Consider the following 22,243-nt stretch of genomic DNA (forward strand, 5'->3'; position numbering starts at 1 on the left):
GTTTATTTGTCTTCGACTCGCAAGATCGCCAGGAACGCCTCCTGCGGGATCTCGACCGAACCCACCTGCTTCATTCGTTTCTTGCCTTCTTTCTGCTTCTCGAGCAGTTTCTTCTTGCGCGTGATGTCGCCGCCGTAGCACTTCGCCAGCACGTTCTTGCGCAGCGCCTTGATGTTCTCGCGCGCGATGATGTGCGCGCCGATCGCCGCCTGGATCGCGACGTCGTACATCTGGCGCGGAATGATCTCGCGCATCTTAGCGGCGACTTCGCGGCCGCGATACTGCGACTGCGAACGGTGGACGATGATCGAGAGGGCGTCGACCTTGTCGCCGTTGATCAGCATGTCGACCTTCACGACGTCCGACGTCCGGTATTCCTTGAACTCGTAATCCATCGACGCGTAGCCGCGCGACACCGACTTCAGCCGATCGAAGAAATCGAGCACGATCTCCGCCATCGGGATTTCGTACGTGAGCTGCACCTGCCGCCCGTGATACTGCATGTTGATCTGCATGCCGCGCTTCTGCTCGCACAGCGTGATCACCGAGCCGACGTAGTCCTGCGGCATGTACAGGTTGACCGTCACGATCGGCTCGCGGATCTCGGCGATCCGCGCGGGCTCCGGCATCTTCGCCGGATTCTCGACCATGATCGTCGCGCCGTCGCTCTGCACGACCTCGTAGACAACCGTCGGCGCGGTCGTGATGAGGTCCATGTCGAACTCGCGCTCGAGCCGCTCCTGGACGATTTCCATGTGCAAGAGGCCGAGAAAGCCGCAGCGGAAACCGAAGCCGAGCGCCTGCGACACTTCCGGCTCGTATTGCAGCGACGCGTCGTTCAGCTTCAGCTTCTCGAGCGACTCGCGCAGCGCGTCGTACTGGTTCGCCTCGACGGGATAAAGGCCCGCGAACACCTGCGGCTTCACTTCCTTGAAACCCGGCAGCGGCTCGGGCGCGGACTTCGTCGCGTGCGTGACCGTATCGCCGACCTTCGCCGCCGTCAGCTCCTTGATGCCGGAGATGATGAAGCCCACCTGCCCCGCCGACAGCGATTCGAGGTTGCGCGACTTCGGCGTGAACACGCCGACGTGCTCGACCGCGTACTGCGCGTCGGTGGCCATCAGCTTGATCTTTTCCTTCGGGCGCAGCGTGCCGTTGACGATCCGCACGAGCATCACGACGCCGACGTAGTTGTCGAACCACGAATCGATGATGAGCGCCTGCAGCGGCGCGTCGGGGTCGCCCTTCGGCGGCGGCACCTTCGCGATCAGCGACTCGAGCACGTCCTCGACGCCCAAGCCCGTCTTCGCGCTGCAACGCACGGCGTCCGTCGCGTCGATGCCGATCACGTCCTCGATTTCGGCGATCGCGTTCTCCGGATTGGCAGCCGGCAGATCGATCTTGTTGAGCACGGGCACCACTTCGACGCCGAGCTCGATCGCCGTGTAGCAGTTCGCGACGGTCTGCGCCTCGACGCCCTGGCTCGCGTCGACGACGAGGAGCGCGCCCTCGCACGCGGACAGCGAGCGGCTCACTTCGTACGAGAAGTCGACGTGCCCCGGCGTGTCGATGAGGTTCAGGTTGTAGACCTTGCCGTCGCGCGCGCGATAGGTGAGCGCGGCGGTCTGCGCCTTGATCGTGATGCCGCGCTCGCGCTCGAGATCCATCGAGTCGAGCACCTGCGCTTCCATTTCGCGGTCGGACAGGCCGCCGCAAAGCTGGATGATGCGATCCGCGAGCGTCGACTTGCCGTGGTCGATGTGCGCGATGATCGAGAAGTTGCGAATATGATCCATTCAGTGCCGATCAAGCGAAAAAGGCGCGCTCGACGACCGCGGAGCACGCCTTGTAAGTCGGTGAAAAAACGGCCTATTTTAGCCGAAAAGGCCCGCTAGGGGCGGCATTTTGGACCTCGGGCGCGCGCCCCTGGCCAGCGGCGCGCGGCGCGATCGTTCGGCGGGCGCTGCTGGCCGCTCGGCGCATGCCGCTACGGTGCGGCCGCACCCACTCTCCCCATACGTTCTTTTAGGCGCCCGCCTTCGACGCCGGCGCCGCGCGTCACGCCCCGCGCCGCGCGAGCGCCTCCCTGACCCGCGCCTCGTCGAAGCGGTGCCGGCACACCTCGACGCCGTCGAGCAGCAGCACCGGCACGTCCTCGTCGTAGCGCGCGACGAGCGCCGGCTCCGCGTCGATGTCGACGTAGTCGACGCTCGCCGAGCATTCGGCCGCAACAGGCGCGAGCGCGTCGCGCATGTCGTCGCACAAATGGCACCAGCCTCGGCCGTACAGCGTGAATCGCGCGGCGGCGCTCACTTCTGACGCGGCCGGATCGGGATGAACTGCGTGTTGTCACCGCGCCGCACGAGCACCGCGACCGCGCGCTGCGGATCGAGCTTCGAGGCCACGTCGACGAACTGCTTCGCGCTCGTGATGTCGACGTCGCCGACGCGCAGCACGATGTCGCCGCGCTGCAGGCCCGCGCGCGCGGCCGGGCCGTCGACCGCATCGATCTGCACGCCGTTGCGCAGCTTGAGCGTCTTCAGTTGCTCGGGCGACAGGTCGCTGACCGTCAGACCGAGCGCATTGCTGCGCGGCTTCTGCTGCGGCGCCTGGCGGCTCTCGGTCTTCGCGCCCTTGTCGGTCGGGAATTCGGCGATCGTGATCGGCAAATCGCGCGACTGCCCCTTGCGCCACACCGTCACCGTCGCCTTCGCGCCCGGCTTCGTGTCGCCGACCATGCGCGGCAGATCCGACGCCGTGTCCACCGGGCGGCCGTTGAACTTCAGGATGATGTCGCCCGGCTGCAGGCCGGCCTTGTCGGCCGGGCCGCCCGGCTCGACGCTGCTCACGAGCGCGCCTTCCGCCTTCGGCAGGCCGATCGAATCGGCGACTTCCTTCGTCACCTCGCCGATCGCGACCGCGATTCGGCCGCGCGTGACCTTGCCCGACGCCTTCAGCTGCTCGGCGACGCGCATCGCCTCGTCGATCGGAATCGCGAACGAGATGCCCATGAAGCCGCCCGTGCGGCTGTAAATCTGCGAGTTGATGCCGATCACCTCGCCCTGCATGTTGATGAGCGGGCCGCCCGAATTGCCGGGGTTGACGGCGACGTCGGTCTGGATGAACGGCAGGTAGTCGCCGGTGTTGCGGCCCTTCGCGCTGACGATGCCGGCCGTGACCGTGTTGTCGAGGCCGAACGGCGAGCCGATCGCGACGACCCATTCGCCGACGCGCACGCGGTTCGAATCGCCGATCGCGACGGTCGGCAGGTTCGTTGCGCTGATCTTCACGATCGCGACGTCCGTGCGCTCGTCGACGCCGATGAGCTTTGCCTTGAATTCGCGCTTGTCGGTGAGCGTCACGTAGATCGTGTCCGCGTCGTCGACGACGTGCGCATTCGTCATCACGTAGCCGTCAGGCGACAGGACGAAGCCCGAGCCGACGCCGCGGTTCTGCTCGGTGTCGGGCGCGTCGGGCGTGCTCGGCGCGTTCTTCTGCCCGCCCGGCGGCTGCGGCAGCGGGATGCCGAAGAAGCGGCGGAAGAATTCCGACATGTCGCCGTTGTCGAGGCCGGGCGGCAGCGCGCCGCGCGTATCGGCCGGCACGCTGGCCGTCGTCCGGATGTTGACGACCGCCGGGCCGACTTTCTCGACGAGGTCCGCGAAATCGGGCAAAGCCGCGCGCGGCGCGGGCGCCGTGCCCGTGGCGGCGGGCGCGGCCGTGACATTCGGAGCCGCCGTCGCCGAGTGCGCGGCAAGCGGCGCCAAGGCCGCCACCGCTGCGGCGACGAGCCTGGTGCGCAGCGAGGGATTCATCATGTCGGAAACCGGAAGGTTACTTGGAAGCCTTGTATTCTATGGCAGACGCGAACTGCTGCAACGTCGCGGGAGGCGCTTCGCCGAGAACGGTGATCCAGAAATCGCCGCGGCGCTTGACGAGCACGTGCGTCGCGCCGGTGCTGCCCGCCCCTTCCTTGCGGCTGTTCTTTTCGGCAGGCTCGATAAAGACCGAAATGGTCGCGAGACCGTCGGTGAACACGGCCTGATCGACCGGAATCGGCGGATCGCTCGCGTCGCGCGCGGCCATCGGGCGGCGCACCTCGCGGATCTTGCGGAAGCCCGCGACCGTCGGCGCGATCTGCCAGCCCTGCGCCTCGATGTCGATGGGCGCCACCGGCGGCCGCACGACGGTCCAGCCGCCGAGATTGCGCATGCCGGCCGCGATCGCAGTCTTCTGGTTCGGCGCCGCGGCGCCGAGCTGCAGCTGCGAAAACGCGATCTGCTCGAGCACGTGATCGTCGGCATCGAGCGTCTGCGAACGCAGCAGAAGCCCCGTCTTCGCGTCGGTCCACAGCTTGTACGCGAAGCGGTACGCGTCCTTCGGCACGAGTTCGACGACCTGCGCGTCGAGGCCCGCGACGCGGTCGCGCCCGAGCGCCTTCGGCTCGTAGACGGACAGCACCTGCTCGCCGCCCGCACCCAGCAGCGCGGGGAACGAATCCTTGTTCTGGCGGCGCTCGACGACGCAAAGCCGCCGCTCGGGCACGAACGTGTAGAGATCGTCGTTGTGGCGCAGCAGCTTGCGCGGCTTGCCGTCGAGGCTTTCGACCTGCTCGAATTCGCCGTCGCCCTTCGACGCGAAATGGACGATCCGGGACGACTGCACGTACGCGCCGCGCTGATACACGAACGTGCCTTCGTAGTTCTGCTGCTGCGCGGCCTGCTGGATGCGATCGAGCCACTCGGCGGCCGAGCGCCGGGTGGCCACGGGATTGTCGGGCTGCTGAGCGAAGGCGGCGGATTGGACGGACAACAGCGCGGCCGCGCACAGCAACAGCGCCGGCAGCCGCCTCCAACCGAGGATGGCTTGATTCAACTGCAACGTCCGCATCGAATTTATTGGCCTTGCGTGGTGACGGCTGTGCGAATGACCGGCATCGAACCCGTCACGACGGGCTGCTGCGCGAACTGTTGATGCGCTTCGAGATATTGATCGAGGCTCGCATCGCGAATGATGTTCGCGTCCTGCAGCGCGGGCTGAGCGGCCGACACGCGTTGCAGGCCTTGCTGCGCGGGGCTCACCGACGCAACCTGGACAGCACCCGGCGCGCCGACGCGCTGCATCTGCGGCACGACGATCCACGTCAGCGTCGCCGCGGCGGCCGCGACCGCGAACGCGGGCACGACCCGGCGCCGCAGCCCCAGCAGCCGGCGCGCGACGGGCGCGGCGGCGGGCGCGAGCAGGTGCGGCTCGGCCACGAGGCTCGCCGAGAAGCGGGCCATGAATGCGCCGCTTTCGGCCGGCTCGAGCGTGAGCTCGTCGGACCGAAGCGCGTCGCCGATCACGTGATACTGTGCCCATGTCGCGCGCTCGGCGTCGCCCAGCCCTGCGAGAATCTGTTTCAGCGAAAGGCCCTCAGGCGCTTCGCCGTCGACCAGAGCGGACACGCGCTCGCGTTGCGAACACGTATGCGACTGCGTAGAGACCGACCCCATGATGCTCCCCATCTTGCACACCCCGTCGTAACACACGACTCCGTAACTAGACCCCAAGCCGCTTCGATTCGCCTCAGGCGCTCACCAGCGCTTGCCTTCCGGCGTATCGAGCAGCGGCCGCAATTTTGCAGCGATCGCCTCGCGGGCGCGAAAGATCCGCGAGCGAACGGTGCCGATCGGGCATCCCATCATCTCCGCGATCTCTTCGTAGCTCAGACCTTCGATTTCGCGCAGCGTGATGGCCGTTCGCAGCTCTTCCGGCAACAGCGCCATCGCGGCGTTGACCGTTTGGGCGATCTGCTTGCTCATCAACATCGACTCAGGCGTGTTGATATCCCTTAGTTGGTCCGCATCGGAGAAAGTTTCAGCCTCTTCGGCATCCGCGTCGGTGGACGTGGGCGCCCGGCGCCCCTGGGTCGCAAGGTAGTTCTTCGCCGTATTGACGGCAATCCGGTACAACCACGTGTAGAACGCCGACTCGCCGCGAAACTGCGGCAACGCGCGATAGGCCTTGATGAACGCGTCCTGGGCCACGTCCTCGACCTCCGCGGGATCTCGCACGAGGCGCGAGATCAACCGGATGATCTTGCGGTGGTATTTGGAGACCAGGAGTTCGAACGCCGCCTTGTCGCCATTCTGTACGCGCTCGACCAGTACCTGATCGATTTCTTTTTCACTCACCTGACAAATCCGTAAACGAGGGAAGCAACGCGGAGCGCTATTGTAACGTTCCCGCTCGAGGCGCTCATGCGCGTTTGAGCCAGGGAACGGTCCCGGCCGCGTTCATGCCGCCGCGAGCGTCCCGCGCGCGGCGCGCCGGCCGAGCACGCAGAGCGCGCGGAACACGGGCGCGTCGACCGCGTCCACCGGGATCACGAGCGGCGTTGCGCGCCGGCCGCGGCCTTGCACCGTCAGCACGACGAGCAGATCGCTCCATTGCGTGCAACCGGCGATCCGACCGCGCGCGAGCAGCCGCCCGCCGCGATCGAACGCCGCGAGCACGCCCGCACCGGCATCGATCCGCAACGCGGCCGGCTGGCGCCGCTCGCAGGCGGCCCGTGCGCGCAGCGCGACGAGCGCCGCGAACAGCACGGCGAGCGCCGCCGCCCCGCCGTTGCCGACGAGCGGCGCGGCGCCCGCATGCACCGCCGCGCCGACGACCGGCACGAACAGCGCGCATGCGGCGCGCAAGCACGCCGACGCGCGCAGCACGACGTGCTGCGCACCTGCCGATGCGGCGTGGAACGGCTCCGTCAAGCGACCCCGCGTCAGACGCGCTTGAAAACCAGCGTGCCGTTAGTCCCGCCGAAGCCGAACGAGTTCTTCAGCGCGATGTCGATCTTCATCTCGCGCGCTTCGTTCGCGCAATAGTCGAGATCGCACTCGGGATCTTGGTTGAAGATGTTGATCGTCGGCGGCGACACCTGATTGTGGACCGCGAGAACCGTGAACACCGATTCGAGCCCGCCGGCGCCGCCGAGCAAGTGCCCCGTCATCGACTTGGTCGAGTTGACGACGATGTCCTTCGCGTGGTCGCCGAACGCGCGCTTGATCGCGACGGTCTCGGCCAGATCGCCGAGCGGCGTCGACGTGCCGTGCGCGTTCAGATAATTCACCTGATCGGCATTCACGCCCGCGTTGCGCAGCGCGGCCAGCATGCAGCGGCGCGCGCCGTCGCCGTCCTCGAGCGGAGCCGTCATGTGATAGGCGTCGCCGCTCATCCCGTAGCCCGCGACTTCCGCGTAGATCTTCGCGCCGCGCGCCTTCGCGTGCTCGTACTCCTCGAGCACCATCACGCCCGCGCCCTCGCCGAGCACGAAGCCGTCGCGGTCCTTGTCCCACGGACGGCTCGCCGTCGCCGGATCGTCGTTGCGCTGGGACAGCGCGCGCGCCGCCGCGAAGCCGCCGATGCCGAGCGGCGACACGGTCGACTCCGCGCCGCCCGCGATCATCACGTCGGCGTCGCCGTATTCGATGAGGCGCGCGGCCTCGCCGATGCAGTGCAGGCCGGTCGTGCACGCGGTGACGATCGCGAGATTCGGGCCCTTGATGCCGAACTTGATCGACAGGTGGCCGGAGATCATGTTGATGATCGACGCCGGCACGAAGAACGGCGAGATCCGGCGCGGGCCGCGATTGAGCAGCTCGGTCTGCGTGACTTCGATCATCGGCAGCCCGCCGATGCCCGAGCCGACCACGACGCCGACGCGCTCCGCGTTTTCGTCGGTGACCTGGAAGCCGCTGTCGTGCATCGCCTGCACGCCGGCCGCGATCCCGTAATGGATGAAGGTATCCATGTGGCGCGCTTCCTTCGCCGGGATGTAGTCCTCGACGTTGAAGCCCTTCACCTCGCCTGCGAAGCGGGTCGAGAAGTTCGTCGCATCGAACTTCGTGATATTGACGATGCCGGACTTGCCGGCCACGAGATTGGCCCAGCCGTCGGCAACATTATTGCCAACAGGCGAAATCAGCCCAAGGCCTGTAACAACAACACGACGGCGGCTCACGGTAACCTCTTTTCCATTGAATGACAAAAACAAAAGCCACAGCGGCCACAGGAACCACTCCTGCGAGCCCTGTGGCTGTTAGCTCGGCCGGCGACGACGCCGACGCGATCGCGCATCCAGCGCAGCGTGTGCAAAAACTTGCAGACGGCGTGCGTGTTACGCCTTGACGTTCGCGCGAGCGTAGTCGATCGCTTGCTGAACGGTCGTGATCTTCTCTGCCTCTTCATCCGGAATTTCCATGCCGAACTCGTCTTCGAGCGCCATGACCAGTTCGACCGTGTCGAGCGAGTCCGCGCCGAGGTCGTTCACGAACGACGCTTCGTTCTTGATTTCAGCTTCGGCGACGCCCAGTTGTTCGGCGACGATCTTCTTGACGCGTTGTTCGATATTGTCCATTACCCCTCCGAGGGAAAGTTCAGATTTACAAGTGCGCGCATTTTAGCAGGTTTGGTGCTGCCCAAAATGCGCGCCGGCTTTGCGGCCAAGCATGCGCCGGATGCGCTGTCACGCATGCACGGCGCGGATGGTAAACGAATTCCGTTACGACATGAACATGCCGCCGTTCACGTGCAGCGTCGTGCCCGTGATGTAGCCGGCCTGCGGCGATGCGAGGAACGCGACCGCATGCGCGATGTCCTCCGGGCTGCCCAGGCGGCCGAGCGGAATTTGCGTCTTCAGCGCGGCCTGCTGATCTTGCGGCAGCACCTTCGTCATGTCGGTGTCGATGAAGCCCGGCGCGACGCAATTCACGGTGATGCCGCGGCTGCCGATCTCGCGCGCGAGCGCGCGCGTCATCCCCGCGACGCCCGCCTTCGCGGCCGCGTAGTTGATCTGCCCCGGATTGCCCGCGGAGCCGACCACCGACGTGATGTTGACGATGCGTCCGCCGCGCGCCTTCATCATCGGGCGCAGCACCGCGCGCGACAGACGGAATACCGCCTTCAGGTTCGTGTCGATGACGGCGTCCCACTCTTCGTCCTTCATCCGCATCGCGAGCTGATCCTGCGTGATGCCCGCGTTGTTGACGAGCACGTTCAGCGCGCCGAACTCGCTGAGCGTCGACTCGACGAGCGCGTCGACCGTCGCCGCATCGTTGACGTTCAGCACGGCGCCGCGGCCTTCGAGCCCGGCTTCCTTGAATGCGGCGGAAATGCCCTCGGCGCCCGCTTCGGTCGTCGCGGTGCCGATCACCGTCGCGCCGCGGCGCGCGAGCTCGAGCGCGATCGCGCGGCCGATCCCGCGCGACGCGCCGGTCACGATCGCGACTTGTTTGTCGAGAGTCTTGTCCATGCAGTGGTTCCGTGTTTCGGTTGAATCGGCAAGCTTGCGCGCCTGACGCAACGTCAGGCGGCGGCGAGCTTGAGCGCTTCGTCGAGCGACGCCGGATCGAACACCGACGCGCCAACCAGGTTGCCGTCGATGCGCTTCGTGAGGCCCGCGAGCACCTTGCCCGGGCCGCACTCGATCACGTGCGTCACGCCTTGGCGGGCGATGTGCTGCACGCACTCGACCCAGCGCACGGGGCCCGCCGCCTGGCGCACGAGCGCATCCTTGATCGCCTCGGGATCGGACGCCTGCGCGACGTCGATGTTGTTGACGACGGGAATCTGCGGCGCCTTCACGTCGACCATCGCGAGGTAGTCGCGCAGCTTGTCCGACGCGGGCTTGAGCAGCGACGAGTGGAACGGCGCCGACACGGGCAGCGGCAGCGCGCGCTTCGCGCCCTTCGCCTTCGCGATTTCGCAGGCCCTCTCGATGCCCGCCTTCGTGCCCGCGATCACGACTTGCGCGGGCGCGTTGAAATTCACCGCTTCGACGACGCCCGACGCCGACGCCTCGGCGCACACCGCGCGCACCGCATCGTCGTCGAGACCGAGAATCGCCGCCATCCCGCCCACGCCGACGGGCACGGCCGTCTGCATCGCCTGCGCGCGGAAGCGCACGAGCGGCAGCGCGTCGCGAAACGCGATCGCGCCCGCGGCGACGAGCGCCGTGTATTCGCCGAGGCTATGGCCCGCGACGATCGACGGCTCCACGCCGCCCGCCTGCCGCCACGCGCGATAGCACGCGTACGCGGCCGTCAGCATCACGGGTTGCGTATTCGTCGTCAGATTGAGTTCGTCGGCCGGGCCGTCGGCGATCAGCTTGCCGATGTCCTGACCCAGCGCGTCGGACGCTTCGTCGAGCGTCTCGCGCACGACGGCGACGTCGGCGAATGCATTGAGCATGCCGACCGATTGCGAGCCCTGGCCCGGAAAAACGAATGCAAATTTCATATCGTCCCCAAATGAATCGAATCGAGCGGCGCGCACGAACTGCGCGCCGATGGGATGCGAGGAGAAACCCGTCAGAAGCGGAAGACCGACGCGCCCCACGTGAAGCCGCCGCCGACGCCTTCGATCAGCACGTGCTGGCCGCGCTTGATGCGGCCGTCGCGCACGGCGACGTCGAGTGCGAGCGGGATCGACGCGGCGGACGTGTTGCCGTGCTCGTCGACGGTGACGATCATGCGTTCCTGCGGCAGGCCGAGCTTGCGGCACGTGCTTGTCATGATACGGATATTGGCCTGGTGCGGAATCAGCCAATCGACCTGCTCCGGCGCGAGATCCGCCTTCGACAGCGCTTCGACCGCGACCTTCTCCAGCACGTTCACGGCGAGCTTGAAGACGGCCTGGCCGTCCATGTGCAGGAATGCGCTGCCCGCGACGACGCCGCGGTTCACGTTGCCCGGCGTGCAGAGAATGTTCGAGTAGCTGCCGTCCGCGTGCAGCGCACTGCCGAGGATGCCCGGCTCTTCGGACGCCGACAGCACGACGGCGCCGGCGCCGTCGCCGAACAGCACGCAGGTCGTGCGGTCCTTGAAGTCGAGGATGCGCGAGAACGTCTCCGCGCCGACGACGAGCGCCGTGCGATGCTGCCCCGTGCGGATGAAGCTGTCGGCCGTGGCGAGCGCGTATGCGAAGCCCGAACACACCGCCTGCACGTCGAACGCGGCGCCGTTGTTCTTGATGCCGAGCTTGTTCTGCAGCAGGCACGCCGTGCTCGGGAACACGAAATCGGGCGTCGACGTCGCGACGATGACGAGGTCGATCGACTGCGGATCGACGTCGGCAGCCTCGATCGCGCGCCGCGCGGCGACGAGCGCGAGATCGCTCGTCGTCACGTCGGGCGCAGCGAAGTGCCGCGCGTGGATGCCCGTGCGCGCGACGATCCACTCGTCGCTCGTCTCGATGCCATCCTTCGCGAGACGAGCGGCGAGTTCTTGATTCGTGACGCGGTCGGGCGGCAAGTAGCTACCCGTGCCGAGCACGCGGGAATAGAGGGTCGATTGGGCCATTATGTCTTCGAGGAAAGCGCGGCGGAGGGCTCGGCTGGCTGGCCTGCGGACGGACTCGCCTGCCCCGCTCCGCCCGCGTCGCGACCGCTTTCGCCAAGCGGCGCGGCGTTTTCCGCCATCGCTCGCGAAAGACGCTCCAGCACGCCATTTTTGACGGCATCATACCCGCGTTTGATCGCCCACTCAAACGCGTACGCGTCGGCGGAGCCATGGCTCTTGATGACGAGACTGCGCAAGCCGAGCAGCGCCGCGCCGTTGTACTGGCGATGATCGACCCGCTTCTTGAAGCGCAGCAGCACGGGCAGCGCGAGAAACGCCATCAGCTTCGACAAAAGCGAGCGGCTGAACTCTTCCTTGATGATGTCCGCGAGCATCTGCGCGAGGCCCTCGGACGTCTTCAATGCAACGTTGCCAACGAAGCCATCGCAGACGATCACGTCGACAGTGCCCTTGTAGATGTCGTTTCCTTCGACGTTGCCGCGAAAATTCAACGTGCTCGCGCGCAATAGCTCGCCAGCGCGCTTGATTGTTTCGTTGCCCTTGATGATCTCCTCGCCGATGTTGAGAAGACCGATCGTCGGCCGCTCCTTGCCCTCGAGCGCCGCGACGAGCGCGTGCCCCATTTCGGCGAACTGCAGCAGGTGCTGCGGCTCGCAGTCGACGTTCGCGCCGAGGTCGAGCATCATCGTGTAGCCCGTCGGATTCGGCAGCGCGAACGCGATCGCGGGCCGCTCGATGCCGGGCAACGTCTTCAGCACGTAGCGCGACACCGCCATCAGCGCGCCGGTGTTGCCGGCGGAGATGCACGCCTGCGCCTCGCCTTCCTTCACGTGATTGAGGGCGACGCGCATCGAAGAGTCCTTCTTCTTGCGCAGCGCCACTTCGACGGGATCGTCCATCGCGACCACTTCGGTGGCCGGCACGACGGACAGCGCAGGCTCGCCGAGCGCCTTGCACTTCTTGAGTTGCGCCCGGATCGCGCTTTCGATGCCGACGAGCATCAGGTGCGCGTCGGGATGCGACCGAACGAACTTGACTGCCGCGGGAACGGTCACGGACGGGCCGTGGTCGCCTCCCATGCAATCGATTGTGAGCTTTACAGTCATGGAATGCGACGAATTTCAGGCACAAAAAAGCGGCAGTTGAATGCCGCCTTCTTGTTGAGCCAGGAAAGTGTCAAGCGAACCGGTTGTCGCGCGACGAGCCTGAATGGCCATCAGACGCGCGCCACGGAGACGGAAACGCTTAGTCGTTCTTCGTCTTGACGACTTTCTTGCCGCGATAGTAGCCGTTCGGGCTGATATGGTGACGCAGATGCACTTCACCCGTGCTCGGCTCGACGGCGAGCGGCGAGGTCGTCAGGAAATCGTGCGAACGATGCATGCCGCGCTTCGACGGCGACTTCTTGTTTTGTTGAACTGCCATGACTAACTCCTAAAAATTTTCCGGATTCTAACACAGCCCGATCCGGCGCTTGCTACCCCGGCCCTGCGGCCTCACGCCTTCCCGCGCCCCAACTGCTTAGTGTTTGCCGCCGCCCCCGCCCTTTTTCAGCGCTTCGAGCGCCGCGAACGGATTCGGCCTGTCGCTTTCGCCCGCCGGTTCGTCGGACGTATCGTCCGTATCGGCCGCTGGACCGCTCACGCCCGACACGAGGCTTTCGTGCACCGCCGGACAAACGTCGTGCTTCGGCACGAGCGGCAGCGAAAGCAGCAACTCCTCTTCGATCAATTCGACGAGATCGAACTGGCGCGAGCCGACGATCACATCGACGTCATCTTCGTCGAGCGGAAATTCGTCCGCCTCTTCCTCGGAGGCGACGATCCGGTACACGACGTCGATGTCGAACGACTGCCGGTACGGCGTCACGCAGCGCTGGCACTCGAGCCACGCGGCACCGTGCAGCGCGAGCCGCAGATAAGGCTGTTGCCCCTCGGCGCCGTCGTCCTGCAACTCGGGCTGCGTCGAACCCTCGGCCTGCCAGGTGAATACGGTGTCGCGGTCTGGCGCGTCCGCCGGCACTTCGTTTAACATGCGCGGCAACTGCGAAAGCCGGACGGCACCCGCCGCCTGCCGAGCGCTGCGCGCAAATTCGAACAGATCGATCGCATGCGGATCGAGCGAAACCGCAGGCTTACCTGAAGACGGATTCATGTGCGCTCCTGCCGTATCAACCCTCGGTACAACTCGTCGTTCGTGCAGGCGGCCCGCGCACCACGCGCCCGATGCGTGGCGCACGATGCGCACGCCCGATGTGTACGTACGCCGATGGGACGCATCGGGCCGTGGTCGGGCACTCGCAAAAACCCTGCCGATGAAAAGCGCAAGAGCATACCCGTTTTATCTTTTCGAGTCAAATACTTAAGGCATCACCGAACACACCCCCGCCGAGCGCCCGCGTGCCGCGCGGCGGAGGCCATTCCTTCACATCCGATCTTTCGAACCGACCGATACCCGACACCATCATGCCGGACAACGCTTCCAGCCCGCCGCGGCTGATCCTCGCCTCCAGCTCCCGCTACAGGCGCGAGCTCCTCGAACGCCTGCGCGTGCCGTTCGACGTCATCACGCCCGAAGTCGACGAAACGCCGCTGCCGGACGAAACGCCGTCGGCGACCGCGCTGCGGCTCGCCGCCGCGAAGGCGCGCGCCGCGGCCGAACGCGCCCGAGCGCCTCACGGCGCGCTCGTGATCGGCTCCGATCAGGTCGCGACCTTCGACGGGCTGCAGATCGGCAAGCCGGGCACGCATGAGCGCGCGCTCGCGCAACTGCAGGCGATGCGCGGCCGCGAGGTCGAATTCCACAGCGCGCTTTGCCTGTACGACAGCCGCTCGGGCGCGACGCAGATCGAAGACGTGGTGACGCGCGTACGGTTCCGCACGCTGACCGACGTCGAACTCGACGCCTATTTGCGCGCGGAGACGCCGTACGACGTCGCGGGCAGCGCGAAATCGGAAGGGCTCGGCATCGCGCTTCTCGACGCGATCGACTCCGACGATCCGACCGCGCTCGTCGGCCTGCCGCTCATCGCGCTCACGCGGATGCTGCGCGCGGCGGGCTATCCCCTCTTCGGCGCGCGGGCGCCGGCTTCCGGCGGAGCGAACGGACGATGACGGCAGGCACGCTTTATCTGATCCCGAACACGCTCGGCGAAGGCGAAGGCGAAGGCGACGCCGAGATGCTCGCCGCCGTACTGCCCGCCGCCGTGCAGGCGCGCGCCGCGTCGCTCGGCTATTACATCGGCGAGAACGCGAAGACGACGCGCGCGTTCCTGAAGAAAATCGGCACCGAGCGGCCGATCCAGGAAATCGAGATCCGCGAGCTGAACGTGAAGACGCCCGCGGGCGAGATCGGCAAGCTGCTCGCGCCCGTGCTCGCCGGCGCCGACGCCGGGCTCGTGTCGGAAGCCGGCTGCCCCGCCGTCGCCGATCCGGGCGCGCTGCTCGTGCGGCGCGCGCACGAGCGCGGCGTGAAGGTCGTGCCGCTCGTCGGGCCGAGCTCGATCCTGCTCGCGCTGATGGCGTCCGGCCTGAACGGCCAGAGCTTCGCGTTCCACGGCTATCTGCCCGTCGACGCCGCCGCGCGCGCGAAGCGCCTGCGCGAGCTCGAGCAGCAGTCGCGCAAGGCGAATCAGACGCAAATCTTCATCGAGACCCCGTACCGCAATCACGCGATGCTCGATGCGCTCGTCGCGACGTGCGCGCCGTCGACGCTCGTATGCGTCGCGGCCGACCTCACGCTGCCGACCGAGACGATCGCGAGCCGCTCGGCCGCAGAATGGAAAAAGGCGCCCGTGCCCGATTTGCACAAGCGCCCTGCGATTTTCCTGCTGCTCGCGAACTGAGCGCGGCGGACCGCGCCGTCAGCGCAGCTTCAGCTCGCCGCCGGCCACGGCCGCCTTCAGCGCGGCCTTGCCGACCGCCGCGCCGAAGCGGCGCGCGACGCGATCGGTCAGGCTTTCCTTGACCGTGTAGTCGACGAGATCGGGCGCCTTCAGCACGTCGCGCGCGACGGTATCGGTCGTCCCGTAATCGTCGGCGAGGCCGAGCTCGATGCTCTTCGCGCCCGTCCAGAAAAGCCCCGAGAAGATCTCCGGCGAGTCGTGCAGCCGCGCACCGCGGCCGTCCCTCACCGCCTTGATGAACTGCTCGTGGATCTGGTCGAGCATCTCTTGCGCGTGCGCGTCCATCTTCGCCGTCTCCGGCGAGAACGGATCGAAGAAGCCCTTGTTCTCGCCCGACGTGTGCAGCCGCCGCTCGACGCCGAGCTTGCCCATCAGCCCGGTGAAGCCGAAGCCGTCCATCAGCACGCCGATCGAGCCGACGATGCTCGCCTTGTCGACGTAGATCTTGTCGGCCGCCGCCGCGATGTAGTAGCCGCCCGACGCGCACATGTCGGAGACGACGACGTAGAGCGGCTTCGCCGGATACTTCTTGCGCAGCCGGCGGATCTCGTCGTAGACGATGCCCGCCTGCACCGGGCTGCCGCCCGGGCTGTTGATGCGCAGCACGACGCCCACCGTGCCCGAATCCTCGAACGCGCTGCCGAGCGCCGTGTTGATGTCCTCGGCGTTCGCGTTGGTGCTCGCCGCGATTTCGCCGTCGATCGTCACGACGGCCGTGTGGCGTCCGCTCGCGAGCTTGCTGCCGTCGCCGGACACGCTGAGGAACGCGAACGCGAGCACGGCGAGCACGACGAGGAACGCGAAGCGGAAGAATATCCGCCAGCGCCGTGCGGCGCGCTGCTCCTTGATCGCCGCGAGGGCGACGCGCTCGAGCACCGCGCGCTCCCAGTTTGGTTCGCGAGCGGCGGCGCTCGCCGCGGAAGAGGAAGACGGATCGGGCGGATTGATTTGATCGGACATGCGTGAAAGTCAGTGGTCAGAAGAGGCCGGGCGCAGATCGCCGTCGGGCAGCCAGAACACCGCGCGGCCGCCCGGCGTATCCCGCTCGTCGACCTGAACGGCGCGCAGCCGCGCGCCGCGGCACGGGCCGCCGACGCACTTGCCCGTCTCCGGCTCGTAGATCGCGCCGTGCGTCGCGCACATCAAGTATAAGCCCGACGATTCGAAGAACTGGCCCTCGGCCCAGTCTAGTTCCATCGGCACGTGCGCGCAGCGGTTCAGGTAACCGTACGCGCGTCCCTCGTAGCGCACGAAGAACACGACGGCAGGCTCGCCGCGCAGCGTCGCGTCGACCCGCACGCCCTCGCCGCCGTCGACGAGCGCGTCGGCCGCGCAGACGAAGCGCGCGTCGCCGCCGCCCGTCATGCGTGCTCCCGCAGCCAGCCGGCGAGCGCCGCGACGTCGGGCGCGACGAAGCGCGGCGACAGCGCCGCGAGCGCGTCGGCCGAATGCGCGCCGTACGCGACGCCGATGCCCGCCGCGCCCGCGCTCGCCGCCATCTGCAGGTCGTGCGTCGTGTCGCCGATCATCACGGTGCGCGCCAGATCCTGCCCCAATTCGCGCGACAGCTCCTGCAGCATCGCCGGATGCGGCTTGGAGAACGTTTCGTCCGCGCAGCGCGTGCCGTCGAAGAGGCTCGTGAGCTTCGCCTGGTCGAGCGCGCGGTTCAGGCCGACGCGCCCCTTGCCCGTCGCGACGGCGAGCAGGTAGCCGGTGTCGCGCAGTTCCTCGAGCATCTCGCGCACGCCGGCGAACAGCTCGATGCGCTGGTCCTTGACGAAATAGTGGAGCCGGTAGCGTTCGGCGAGCCGCGGATAGTCGGCGGTATCGAGGCTCGGCGCGGTCACGGCGAGCGCGTCGCGCAGGCCGAGCCCGATCACGTAGCGGGCGGCCTCGTCGGATGGCACGGGCACGCCGAGATCGCGGCACGCGGCCTGGATGCTTTGCGCGATGTGCGCGGTCGAATCCATCAGCGTGCCGTCCCAGTCGAAGACGATCAGATCAAATTGCTGTCGGGCCATGCGTGTCACGCGTGTTCGCGCAAGTCGGTGAGTTGGTCGAGAAATTGCCGGCACTCGGCGGGCAGCGGCGCGTCGAACTGCAGCGGCTCGCCCGTCAGCGGGTGCGCGAGGCGCAGCCGGTGAGCGTGCAGGAACATCCGCTTGATCGACGGCACCGCGCTCGCGCGCGCGAGCGTCTTGTTCAGCGCGAAATCGCCGTACTTCGCGTCGCCGACGATCGGCAGGCCCAGATGAGCGAGGTGCACGCGAATCTGATGGGTCCGACCCGTTTTGAGTTCCGCCTCGACGAGCGCATAGCCCGGCCAGCGGTCGACGAGATTGAACACCGTGTGCGACGGCAGCCCGTCTTCCTGGACGCGCACGCGCCGCTCGCCGTCGGGCGTCGAGTACTTGAAGAGCGGCGCCTTCACCGCGCGGCGGCGGCCCCAGTCCGCCGCCCAGTCGCCGTGCACGCATGCGTAGTAGCGCTTGTCCATCCGGTTGTCGCGGATCTGCTCGTGCAGCCCGACGAGCGCCGAACGCTTCTTCGCGAGCATCAGGATGCCCGACGTCTCGCGATCGAGCCGGTGCGCGAGTTCGAGGAACTTCGCGTGCGGCCGCGCATGGCGCATCTGCTCGATCACGCCGAACGCAACCCCGCTGCCGCCATGCACGGCGACGCCCGCCGGCTTGTTGAGCGCGATGATCGCGTCGTCCTCGAACAGGATCTCGAATTCCGCGGCGGGCACGGGCGCGGGACCGGCCGCGCGCGCGAGGTCGGCCGCCGCGACGCGCACGGGCGGCACGCGCACGACGTCGCCGAACGCGAGCCGGTACTGCGCATCGATCCGGCCCTTGTTCACACGGACTTCGCCGCTGCGCAGAATCCGGTAAATGTGACTCTTCGGCACGCCCTTGCAGACGCGCAGCAGGAAATTATCGATGCGCTGCCCGGCGGCGTTTTCGTCGATCTCGATGAGCGAAACCTGGCCGCTTGCGACCGAATTATGGGATTTTTTGCCTAACTCATTCATACTGAATATAATTTTGCGCAGCTTTCCGTAATGGAGCGGCCTGATCGGCCGGTTTTCGGGCGGACTGCGTGAGGCGCAAGCGCAAACTGTTATTTTACTTGCGCCCGGGGCGTGCTGCTCGTCCTCACGAAATGAAAGCAGCAAGTTGCACGCACGGCACCCCGCTCTGGCAGGGATCGCGCCCACAGGCGGATTCGGTCGGAGCCGTGCCGCGGTAACGGAATGTTGGACAAAAAGAATTTGTTGGGAGCTGCGGCGCGGCGCGATGTTAGCCCGGCGCGGCTCCCTGTTGCGAATAGAACGGCGTGCGCCCGATGTGGTTCCGCAAGAGCGCGGAGCTTGGCGACGTCAAAACCAAGGAAGGAACACCCCAGGCGGGAAAGTCGGGCTGGATTCGATACTCCCCGCTGCGGCCGAGCCGCAGCATATGCCGCCACCCGGCGCCGCGCGCACTTTGCGCCGCGCCCCGCGGCAGTGCCCGGTCGGAGGCTTAGCGCGCCCTGCGGCGCGCGGAGTGTCGACGCCGTGTGCTTTGAAGCCGTGTTCGCAGGCGCCCTCTGGCCGCGGCCCGTCGTATGGGCTCGCGCCTCATCAGGCCATTCTCCCGCCATCATTCCCGCTCCAGCGTGCTCGTGACAACACAACAAGGCGCGGCCTGACGTCGTCCCGCGCTCCGCCTGACAACCGGAGCGCGCCGCCGGCAGAGCCGCCTGGAGTCGTTCAATGAAACGCATGCTGTTCAATGCGACGCAGCAGGAAGAACTGCGCGTCGCCATCGTCGATGGGCAGAAGCTCATCGACATCGACATCGAAACCGCCGGACGCGAACAGCGCAAAGGCAACATCTACAAGGGCGTCGTCACCCGCATCGAGCCGTCGCTCGAAGCGTGCTTCGTCAACTACGGCGAAGACCGCCACGGCTTCCTGCCGTTCAAGGAAGTCGCCCGCCAGTACTTCAAGGAAGGCGTCGACATGCGCTCCGCGCGCATCCAGGACGCGTTGCGCGAAGGCCAGGAGCTGATCGTCCAGGTCGAGAAGGAAGAGCGCGGCAACAAGGGCGCGGCCCTCACCACGTTCATCTCGCTCGCCGGCCGCTACCTCGTGCTGATGCCGAACAACCCGCGCGGCGGCGGCGTGTCGCGCCGCATCGAGGGCGACGAGCGCCAGGAACTGCGCGAAACGATGGCGCAACTGCAGATCCCCGACGGCATGAGCATGATCGCCCGCACGGCGGGCATCGGCCGCAGCGCCGAGGAACTGCAGTGGGACCTGAACTACCTGCTGCAGCTCTGGCGCGCGATCGAGGCGGCGTCGCAAAGCGGCCACCCCGGCCAGCCGATGCTGATCTACCTCGAATCGAGCCTCGTGATCCGCGCGATCCGGGACTATTTCCAGCCGGACATCGGCGAAATCCTGATCGACACGACCGAGATCCATGATCAGGCCCGCGCGTTCATGGACATCGTGATGCCCGACAACGTCGGCAAGGTGAAGCGCTATCACGACGACGTTCCCCTCTTCTCGCGCTTTCAGATCGAGCACCAGATCGAGACCGCGTACTCGCGCACGGTGCCGCTGCCGTCGGGCGGCGCGATCGTGATCGACCACACCGAGGCGCTCGTCGCGATCGACGTGAACTCGGCGCGCGCGACCAAGGGCGCGGACATCGAGGAAACGGCGACCCGCACGAACCTCGAGGCGGCCGACGAAGTCGCGCGCCAGCTGCGCCTGCGCGACCTGGGCGGCCTGATCGTGATCGACTTCATCGACATGGAATCGGCGAAGAGCCAGCGCGAAGTCGAGCAGCGCCTGAAGGATGCGTTGAAGCATGACCGCGCGCGCGTGCAGATGGGCAAGATCTCGCGCTTCGGGCTGATGGAGCTGTCGCGCCAGCGCCTGCGTCCGGCCCTCTCCGAAGGCAGCCACGTGACGTGCCCGCGCTGCAACGGCACGGGCCACATCCGCGACACCGAATCGTCCGCGCTGCAAGTGTTGCGGATCATTCAGGAAGAAGCCATGAAGGAGAACACCGCGGCGATCCACTGCCAGGTGCCCGTCGAGGTGACGGCCTTCCTGCTCAACGAAAAGCGCCAGGAAATCAACAAGATCGAGTCGCGGTTCAAGGTCGGCGTCGTGCTGATTCCGAACAAGCATCTCGATACGCCGCACTACAAGCTCGAGCGCCTGCGCCACGACGACGCGCGCCTCGACGATCCGCGCGCCTCGTGGAAGATGGCCGAGGAAGCCGCCCGCGAGCTCGAGGCCGAAACCGGCTACAGCAAGCGCGCGGAGGAAACGAAGCCGCGTCAGGAAGCGGCCGTGAAGGGCATCACGCCCGAGCGTCCGGCACCGAGCCCCGCACCGCAGCGCCAGCCCGCACCCGAGGCGGCGCCCGCCGCCGTCGCACCGGCGAGCGGCGGATTCGTCAAGTGGCTGAAGAACCTGTTCGGCATGCAGCCGGCCGCGGCCTCCGCGCCGGCGCCCGCCGCGCAGGAAGCGGCCGCGCGTCCGGCGCGCGAGCGTGGCGAGCGTGGCGAGCGCGGTGAAAAGGCCGAACGCGGCGGCGATCGCAATCGCAACCGTCGCGGCGGCGGCGCGCAACAGGCAGGCGGCCGCGACCAGGCCGCAGCGGGCGGCGGCCGCGCTCAGGCGCCGCGCGCCGAGCGCGAAGGCAAGGAAACCCGCGAGCCGCGCGAAGGCCGCGAGGCACGCGAAGGCCGCGGCAGCCGGGACAACCGCGAAGGTCGCGAAGGCCGTGAACCGCGCGAAAGCCGTGAGCAGCGCGAACAGCGCGAGCCGCGTGAGCCGCGTGAGCGCGCCGAAACGGTCGATGCCGCGGAAACACAGCGCAGCGAGCGCCGTGAGCGCGGCGAACGCGGCGAGCGGCGCAAGCCCGTGCCGCACGTCGCGACGCTCGAAACGGTGAACCGCGGCGAAAGCGCCCACGCGGAACCGGCCGAGAAGCCGGCGCATGCGCTCGGCGCCGAAGCCGGCGTCGAGGCCGATTCGAACGCCCGCGACGGCGAGGAACGCCGCCGTCGCCGTCGCGGTCGCCGTGGTGGCCGCCGCGAGCGCGAGGATGAAGCCGCAGGCGCCGTGCAAGCGGCGGAAGCCGGCGAAGACGTGACGGCCGAAGCGGCCGCAGCCGATGTGCACGAAGCCGCCGCGCCGGTTGCCGGCCATGAGCCGCAGCACGCCGCGCAGGCGGGTGTAGCGGCGGTAGCGGCGTCAGCCGTCGCCGCGGAAGCGGTCGCTCACGTCGAGAGCGGCGCGACGGCCGAGCCGCAAGCGGCAGCCGAAACGCCCGCCGCCGGGGCCGAGCAGGCTCCGGCAGCGCCCGCTCGCGCTGTCGAAGCGCCGATGCAAGCCGCAGCGGTGGAGGCCGCACCGGCAGCCGCGGCGCACGCCGAGCCGGCTCCGGCCGAAACCGTGCAGGCGCAAGCCGCCGCGCCGGCCGAGGCCGCTGCCGTCGAGGCCGCACCGGTTGCAGCCGCCGCGGCGGACGTGTCCGAAGCGGCGGCTCCGGCGATTGCTCCGGCCCCGGTTGCCGAGCCAGCGCCGGCCGTCGCGCCGCAGCCCGCGCCTGTCGCGGCCGCGCCCGTCGAAACGCGCATCGCGCACGAGCCGCCCGCCGTCGCCGAAGCACCGGCTGCGCCGGCTGCCGAGGCCATCGCACCGGCTACGGCCGCCGCCCCCGTCGCGGCCGCGCCGGGCACGAGCCTCTCAACGGTGCTCGAAGCCGCCGGCCTCGTCTGGGTCAATACGGACGCGGACAAGCTGCATGCCGCTCAGGCCGTCGCCGCGCAAATCGTGCAGCCCATGCGCGTGCCGCGCGAACGCAAGCCGCTGCCGCCCGTCGACACGACGCCGATGCAGCAAGTCGAGACGACTCACCGCTGATCCGGTCGTCCATCGCACGAAAAAGCCCGCCCCGAAAAGGCGGGCTTTTTTGTCTGTGCTCCGGTT

The 22,243-nt window shown here is 67.6% G+C and carries 22 protein-coding genes; 3 read left to right on the forward strand and 19 right to left on the reverse strand.

Annotation, left to right across the window (positions count from 1 at the left end):
* Window positions 1–2: 2 nt before the first annotated feature.
* The 15 genes from lepA to WS91_RS20870 form a co-directional block, all read right to left on the reverse strand.
* Window positions 3–1,796 (reverse strand): translation elongation factor 4, encoded by a 1,794-nt coding sequence (lepA, locus tag WS91_RS20800; protein ID WP_038750333.1) that lies wholly within the window; start codon window positions 1,794–1,796, stop codon window positions 3–5.
* A gap of 262 nt (window positions 1,797–2,058) precedes the next feature.
* Window positions 2,059–2,313, reverse strand: a complete 255-nt coding sequence (locus tag WS91_RS20805; protein WP_038750331.1) for a glutaredoxin family protein — start codon at window positions 2,311–2,313, stop codon at window positions 2,059–2,061.
* Window positions 2,310–3,818 (reverse strand): DegQ family serine endoprotease, encoded by a 1,509-nt coding sequence (locus WS91_RS20810; RefSeq protein WP_038750329.1) that lies wholly within the window; start codon window positions 3,816–3,818, stop codon window positions 2,310–2,312. The genes WS91_RS20805 and WS91_RS20810 overlap by 4 nt, the downstream gene beginning before the upstream one ends.
* Window positions 3,819–3,834: 16 nt before the next feature.
* On the reverse strand, window positions 3,835–4,890 hold the full coding sequence (locus WS91_RS20815; RefSeq protein ID WP_038750327.1) for a MucB/RseB C-terminal domain-containing protein: 1,056 nt from the start codon (window positions 4,888–4,890) through the stop codon (window positions 3,835–3,837).
* Between the two features lie 5 nt (window positions 4,891–4,895).
* Window positions 4,896–5,495 (reverse strand): sigma-E factor negative regulatory protein, encoded by a 600-nt coding sequence (locus tag WS91_RS20820; RefSeq protein WP_038750325.1) that lies wholly within the window; start codon window positions 5,493–5,495, stop codon window positions 4,896–4,898.
* An 81-nt stretch (window positions 5,496–5,576) separates the two neighbouring features.
* Entirely contained in the window at window positions 5,577–6,176 is a 600-nt protein-coding gene (rpoE, locus tag WS91_RS20825) for an RNA polymerase sigma factor RpoE (RefSeq protein ID WP_038750323.1), read from the reverse strand.
* 102 nt (window positions 6,177–6,278) lie between these two features.
* Entirely contained in the window at window positions 6,279–6,752 is a 474-nt protein-coding gene (locus tag WS91_RS20830; protein ID WP_059670933.1) for a hypothetical protein, read from the reverse strand.
* Between the two features lie 11 nt (window positions 6,753–6,763).
* Window positions 6,764–8,002 carry a beta-ketoacyl-ACP synthase II gene (gene fabF / locus WS91_RS20835; RefSeq protein ID WP_038750320.1) on the reverse strand — a complete coding sequence of 413 codons (1,239 nt, stop codon included), beginning with the start codon at window positions 8,000–8,002 and terminating at the stop codon, window positions 6,764–6,766.
* 156 nt (window positions 8,003–8,158) lie between these two features.
* Window positions 8,159–8,398, reverse strand: a complete 240-nt coding sequence (acpP, locus tag WS91_RS20840; RefSeq protein ID WP_004197638.1) for an acyl carrier protein — start codon at window positions 8,396–8,398, stop codon at window positions 8,159–8,161.
* Window positions 8,399–8,542: 144 nt separating this feature from the next.
* Window positions 8,543–9,292, reverse strand: coding sequence for a 3-oxoacyl-ACP reductase FabG (gene fabG, locus WS91_RS20845; protein ID WP_038750318.1), 750 nt, complete (start codon window positions 9,290–9,292; stop codon window positions 8,543–8,545).
* 53 nt (window positions 9,293–9,345) lie between these two features.
* Window positions 9,346–10,278 carry an ACP S-malonyltransferase gene (gene fabD / locus WS91_RS20850; RefSeq protein WP_059670934.1) on the reverse strand — a complete coding sequence of 311 codons (933 nt, stop codon included), beginning with the start codon at window positions 10,276–10,278 and terminating at the stop codon, window positions 9,346–9,348.
* A 71-nt stretch (window positions 10,279–10,349) separates the two neighbouring features.
* Entirely contained in the window at window positions 10,350–11,339 is a 990-nt protein-coding gene (locus WS91_RS20855) for a beta-ketoacyl-ACP synthase III (RefSeq protein ID WP_059670935.1), read from the reverse strand.
* A complete protein-coding gene (gene plsX, locus WS91_RS20860) occupies window positions 11,339–12,445 on the reverse strand; it encodes a phosphate acyltransferase PlsX (RefSeq protein WP_059584616.1) in 1,107 nt (368 codons plus the stop codon). The genes WS91_RS20855 and plsX overlap by 1 nt, the downstream gene beginning before the upstream one ends.
* Before the next feature lie 139 nt (window positions 12,446–12,584).
* Window positions 12,585–12,764, reverse strand: a complete 180-nt coding sequence (gene rpmF, locus WS91_RS20865; RefSeq protein ID WP_004192741.1) for a 50S ribosomal protein L32 — start codon at window positions 12,762–12,764, stop codon at window positions 12,585–12,587.
* Window positions 12,765–12,860: 96 nt separating this feature from the next.
* Window positions 12,861–13,493 (reverse strand): DUF177 domain-containing protein, encoded by a 633-nt coding sequence (locus WS91_RS20870; RefSeq protein ID WP_059670936.1) that lies wholly within the window; start codon window positions 13,491–13,493, stop codon window positions 12,861–12,863.
* A gap of 311 nt (window positions 13,494–13,804) precedes the next feature.
* Between WS91_RS20870 and WS91_RS20875 the strand changes: the two genes are divergently transcribed.
* On the forward strand, window positions 13,805–14,452 hold the full coding sequence (locus tag WS91_RS20875; RefSeq protein ID WP_038750307.1) for a Maf-like protein: 648 nt from the start codon (window positions 13,805–13,807) through the stop codon (window positions 14,450–14,452).
* Complete coding sequence (locus WS91_RS20880; RefSeq protein ID WP_059670937.1) at window positions 14,449–15,183, forward strand: SAM-dependent methyltransferase; 735 nt, start codon at window positions 14,449–14,451, stop codon at window positions 15,181–15,183. Before WS91_RS20875 ends, WS91_RS20880 begins: the two co-directional genes overlap by 4 nt.
* Before the next feature lie 18 nt (window positions 15,184–15,201).
* On the opposite strand, the gene WS91_RS20885 is transcribed toward WS91_RS20880, so the two are convergent.
* From WS91_RS20885 to WS91_RS20900, 4 genes are read right to left on the reverse strand one after another with little or no spacing between them, the layout of a single operon-like run.
* Window positions 15,202–16,203: a S49 family peptidase gene (locus WS91_RS20885; protein ID WP_038750303.1), complete on the reverse strand. Its 1,002-nt coding sequence runs from the start codon at window positions 16,201–16,203 to the stop codon at window positions 15,202–15,204.
* Window positions 16,204–16,212: 9 nt separating this feature from the next.
* Window positions 16,213–16,608 (reverse strand): Rieske (2Fe-2S) protein, encoded by a 396-nt coding sequence (locus WS91_RS20890; protein ID WP_038750301.1) that lies wholly within the window; start codon window positions 16,606–16,608, stop codon window positions 16,213–16,215.
* The gene (locus tag WS91_RS20895; protein ID WP_059647860.1) at window positions 16,605–17,264 is read right to left on the reverse strand and encodes an HAD-IA family hydrolase; all 660 of its coding nucleotides are present in this window, start codon (window positions 17,262–17,264) and stop codon (window positions 16,605–16,607) included. Before WS91_RS20895 ends, WS91_RS20890 begins: the two co-directional genes overlap by 4 nt.
* 5 nt (window positions 17,265–17,269) lie before the next feature.
* The gene (locus WS91_RS20900) at window positions 17,270–18,277 is read right to left on the reverse strand and encodes an RluA family pseudouridine synthase (RefSeq protein ID WP_038750298.1); all 1,008 of its coding nucleotides are present in this window, start codon (window positions 18,275–18,277) and stop codon (window positions 17,270–17,272) included.
* Window positions 18,278–19,000: 723 nt separating this feature from the next.
* Between WS91_RS20900 and WS91_RS20905 the strand changes: the two genes are divergently transcribed.
* Window positions 19,001–22,177, forward strand: a complete 3,177-nt coding sequence (locus WS91_RS20905; protein ID WP_059670938.1) for an Rne/Rng family ribonuclease — start codon at window positions 19,001–19,003, stop codon at window positions 22,175–22,177.
* The last annotated feature ends 66 nt before the right edge of the window (window positions 22,178–22,243 follow it).

Origin of the sequence: Burkholderia sp. MSMB1498 (genome assembly GCF_001526245.1) — a bacterium.
Lineage (GTDB): Bacteria > Pseudomonadota > Gammaproteobacteria > Burkholderiales > Burkholderiaceae > Burkholderia > Burkholderia savannae.

Coding starts and splice junctions, on each gene's coding strand:
- fabG (WP_038750318.1), bottom strand. CDS start 9,292: ATGGACAAGACTCTCGACAAACAAGTCGCGATCGTGACCGGCGCGTCG.
- WS91_RS20820 (WP_038750325.1), bottom strand. CDS start 5,495: ATGGGGTCGGTCTCTACGCAGTCGCATACGTGTTCGCAACGCGAGCGC.
- WS91_RS20890 (WP_038750301.1), bottom strand. CDS start 16,608: ATGACGGGCGGCGGCGACGCGCGCTTCGTCTGCGCGGCCGACGCGCTC.
- WS91_RS20900 (WP_038750298.1), bottom strand. CDS start 18,277: ATGAATGAGTTAGGCAAAAAATCCCATAATTCGGTCGCAAGCGGCCAG.
- WS91_RS20810 (WP_038750329.1), bottom strand. CDS start 3,818: ATGATGAATCCCTCGCTGCGCACCAGGCTCGTCGCCGCAGCGGTGGCG.
- WS91_RS20870 (WP_059670936.1), bottom strand. CDS start 13,493: ATGAATCCGTCTTCAGGTAAGCCTGCGGTTTCGCTCGATCCGCATGCG.
- WS91_RS20815 (WP_038750327.1), bottom strand. CDS start 4,890: ATGCGGACGTTGCAGTTGAATCAAGCCATCCTCGGTTGGAGGCGGCTG.
- WS91_RS20855 (WP_059670935.1), bottom strand. CDS start 11,339: ATGGCCCAATCGACCCTCTATTCCCGCGTGCTCGGCACGGGTAGCTAC.
- WS91_RS20880 (WP_059670937.1), top strand. CDS start 14,449: ATGACGGCAGGCACGCTTTATCTGATCCCGAACACGCTCGGCGAAGGC.
- WS91_RS20895 (WP_059647860.1), bottom strand. CDS start 17,264: ATGGCCCGACAGCAATTTGATCTGATCGTCTTCGACTGGGACGGCACG.
- WS91_RS20885 (WP_038750303.1), bottom strand. CDS start 16,203: ATGTCCGATCAAATCAATCCGCCCGATCCGTCTTCCTCTTCCGCGGCG.
- plsX (WP_059584616.1), bottom strand. CDS start 12,445: ATGACTGTAAAGCTCACAATCGATTGCATGGGAGGCGACCACGGCCCG.
- WS91_RS20875 (WP_038750307.1), top strand. CDS start 13,805: ATGCCGGACAACGCTTCCAGCCCGCCGCGGCTGATCCTCGCCTCCAGC.
- WS91_RS20905 (WP_059670938.1), top strand. CDS start 19,001: ATGAAACGCATGCTGTTCAATGCGACGCAGCAGGAAGAACTGCGCGTC.
- fabD (WP_059670934.1), bottom strand. CDS start 10,278: ATGAAATTTGCATTCGTTTTTCCGGGCCAGGGCTCGCAATCGGTCGGC.
- rpmF (WP_004192741.1), bottom strand. CDS start 12,764: ATGGCAGTTCAACAAAACAAGAAGTCGCCGTCGAAGCGCGGCATGCAT.
- lepA (WP_038750333.1), bottom strand. CDS start 1,796: ATGGATCATATTCGCAACTTCTCGATCATCGCGCACATCGACCACGGC.
- acpP (WP_004197638.1), bottom strand. CDS start 8,398: ATGGACAATATCGAACAACGCGTCAAGAAGATCGTCGCCGAACAACTG.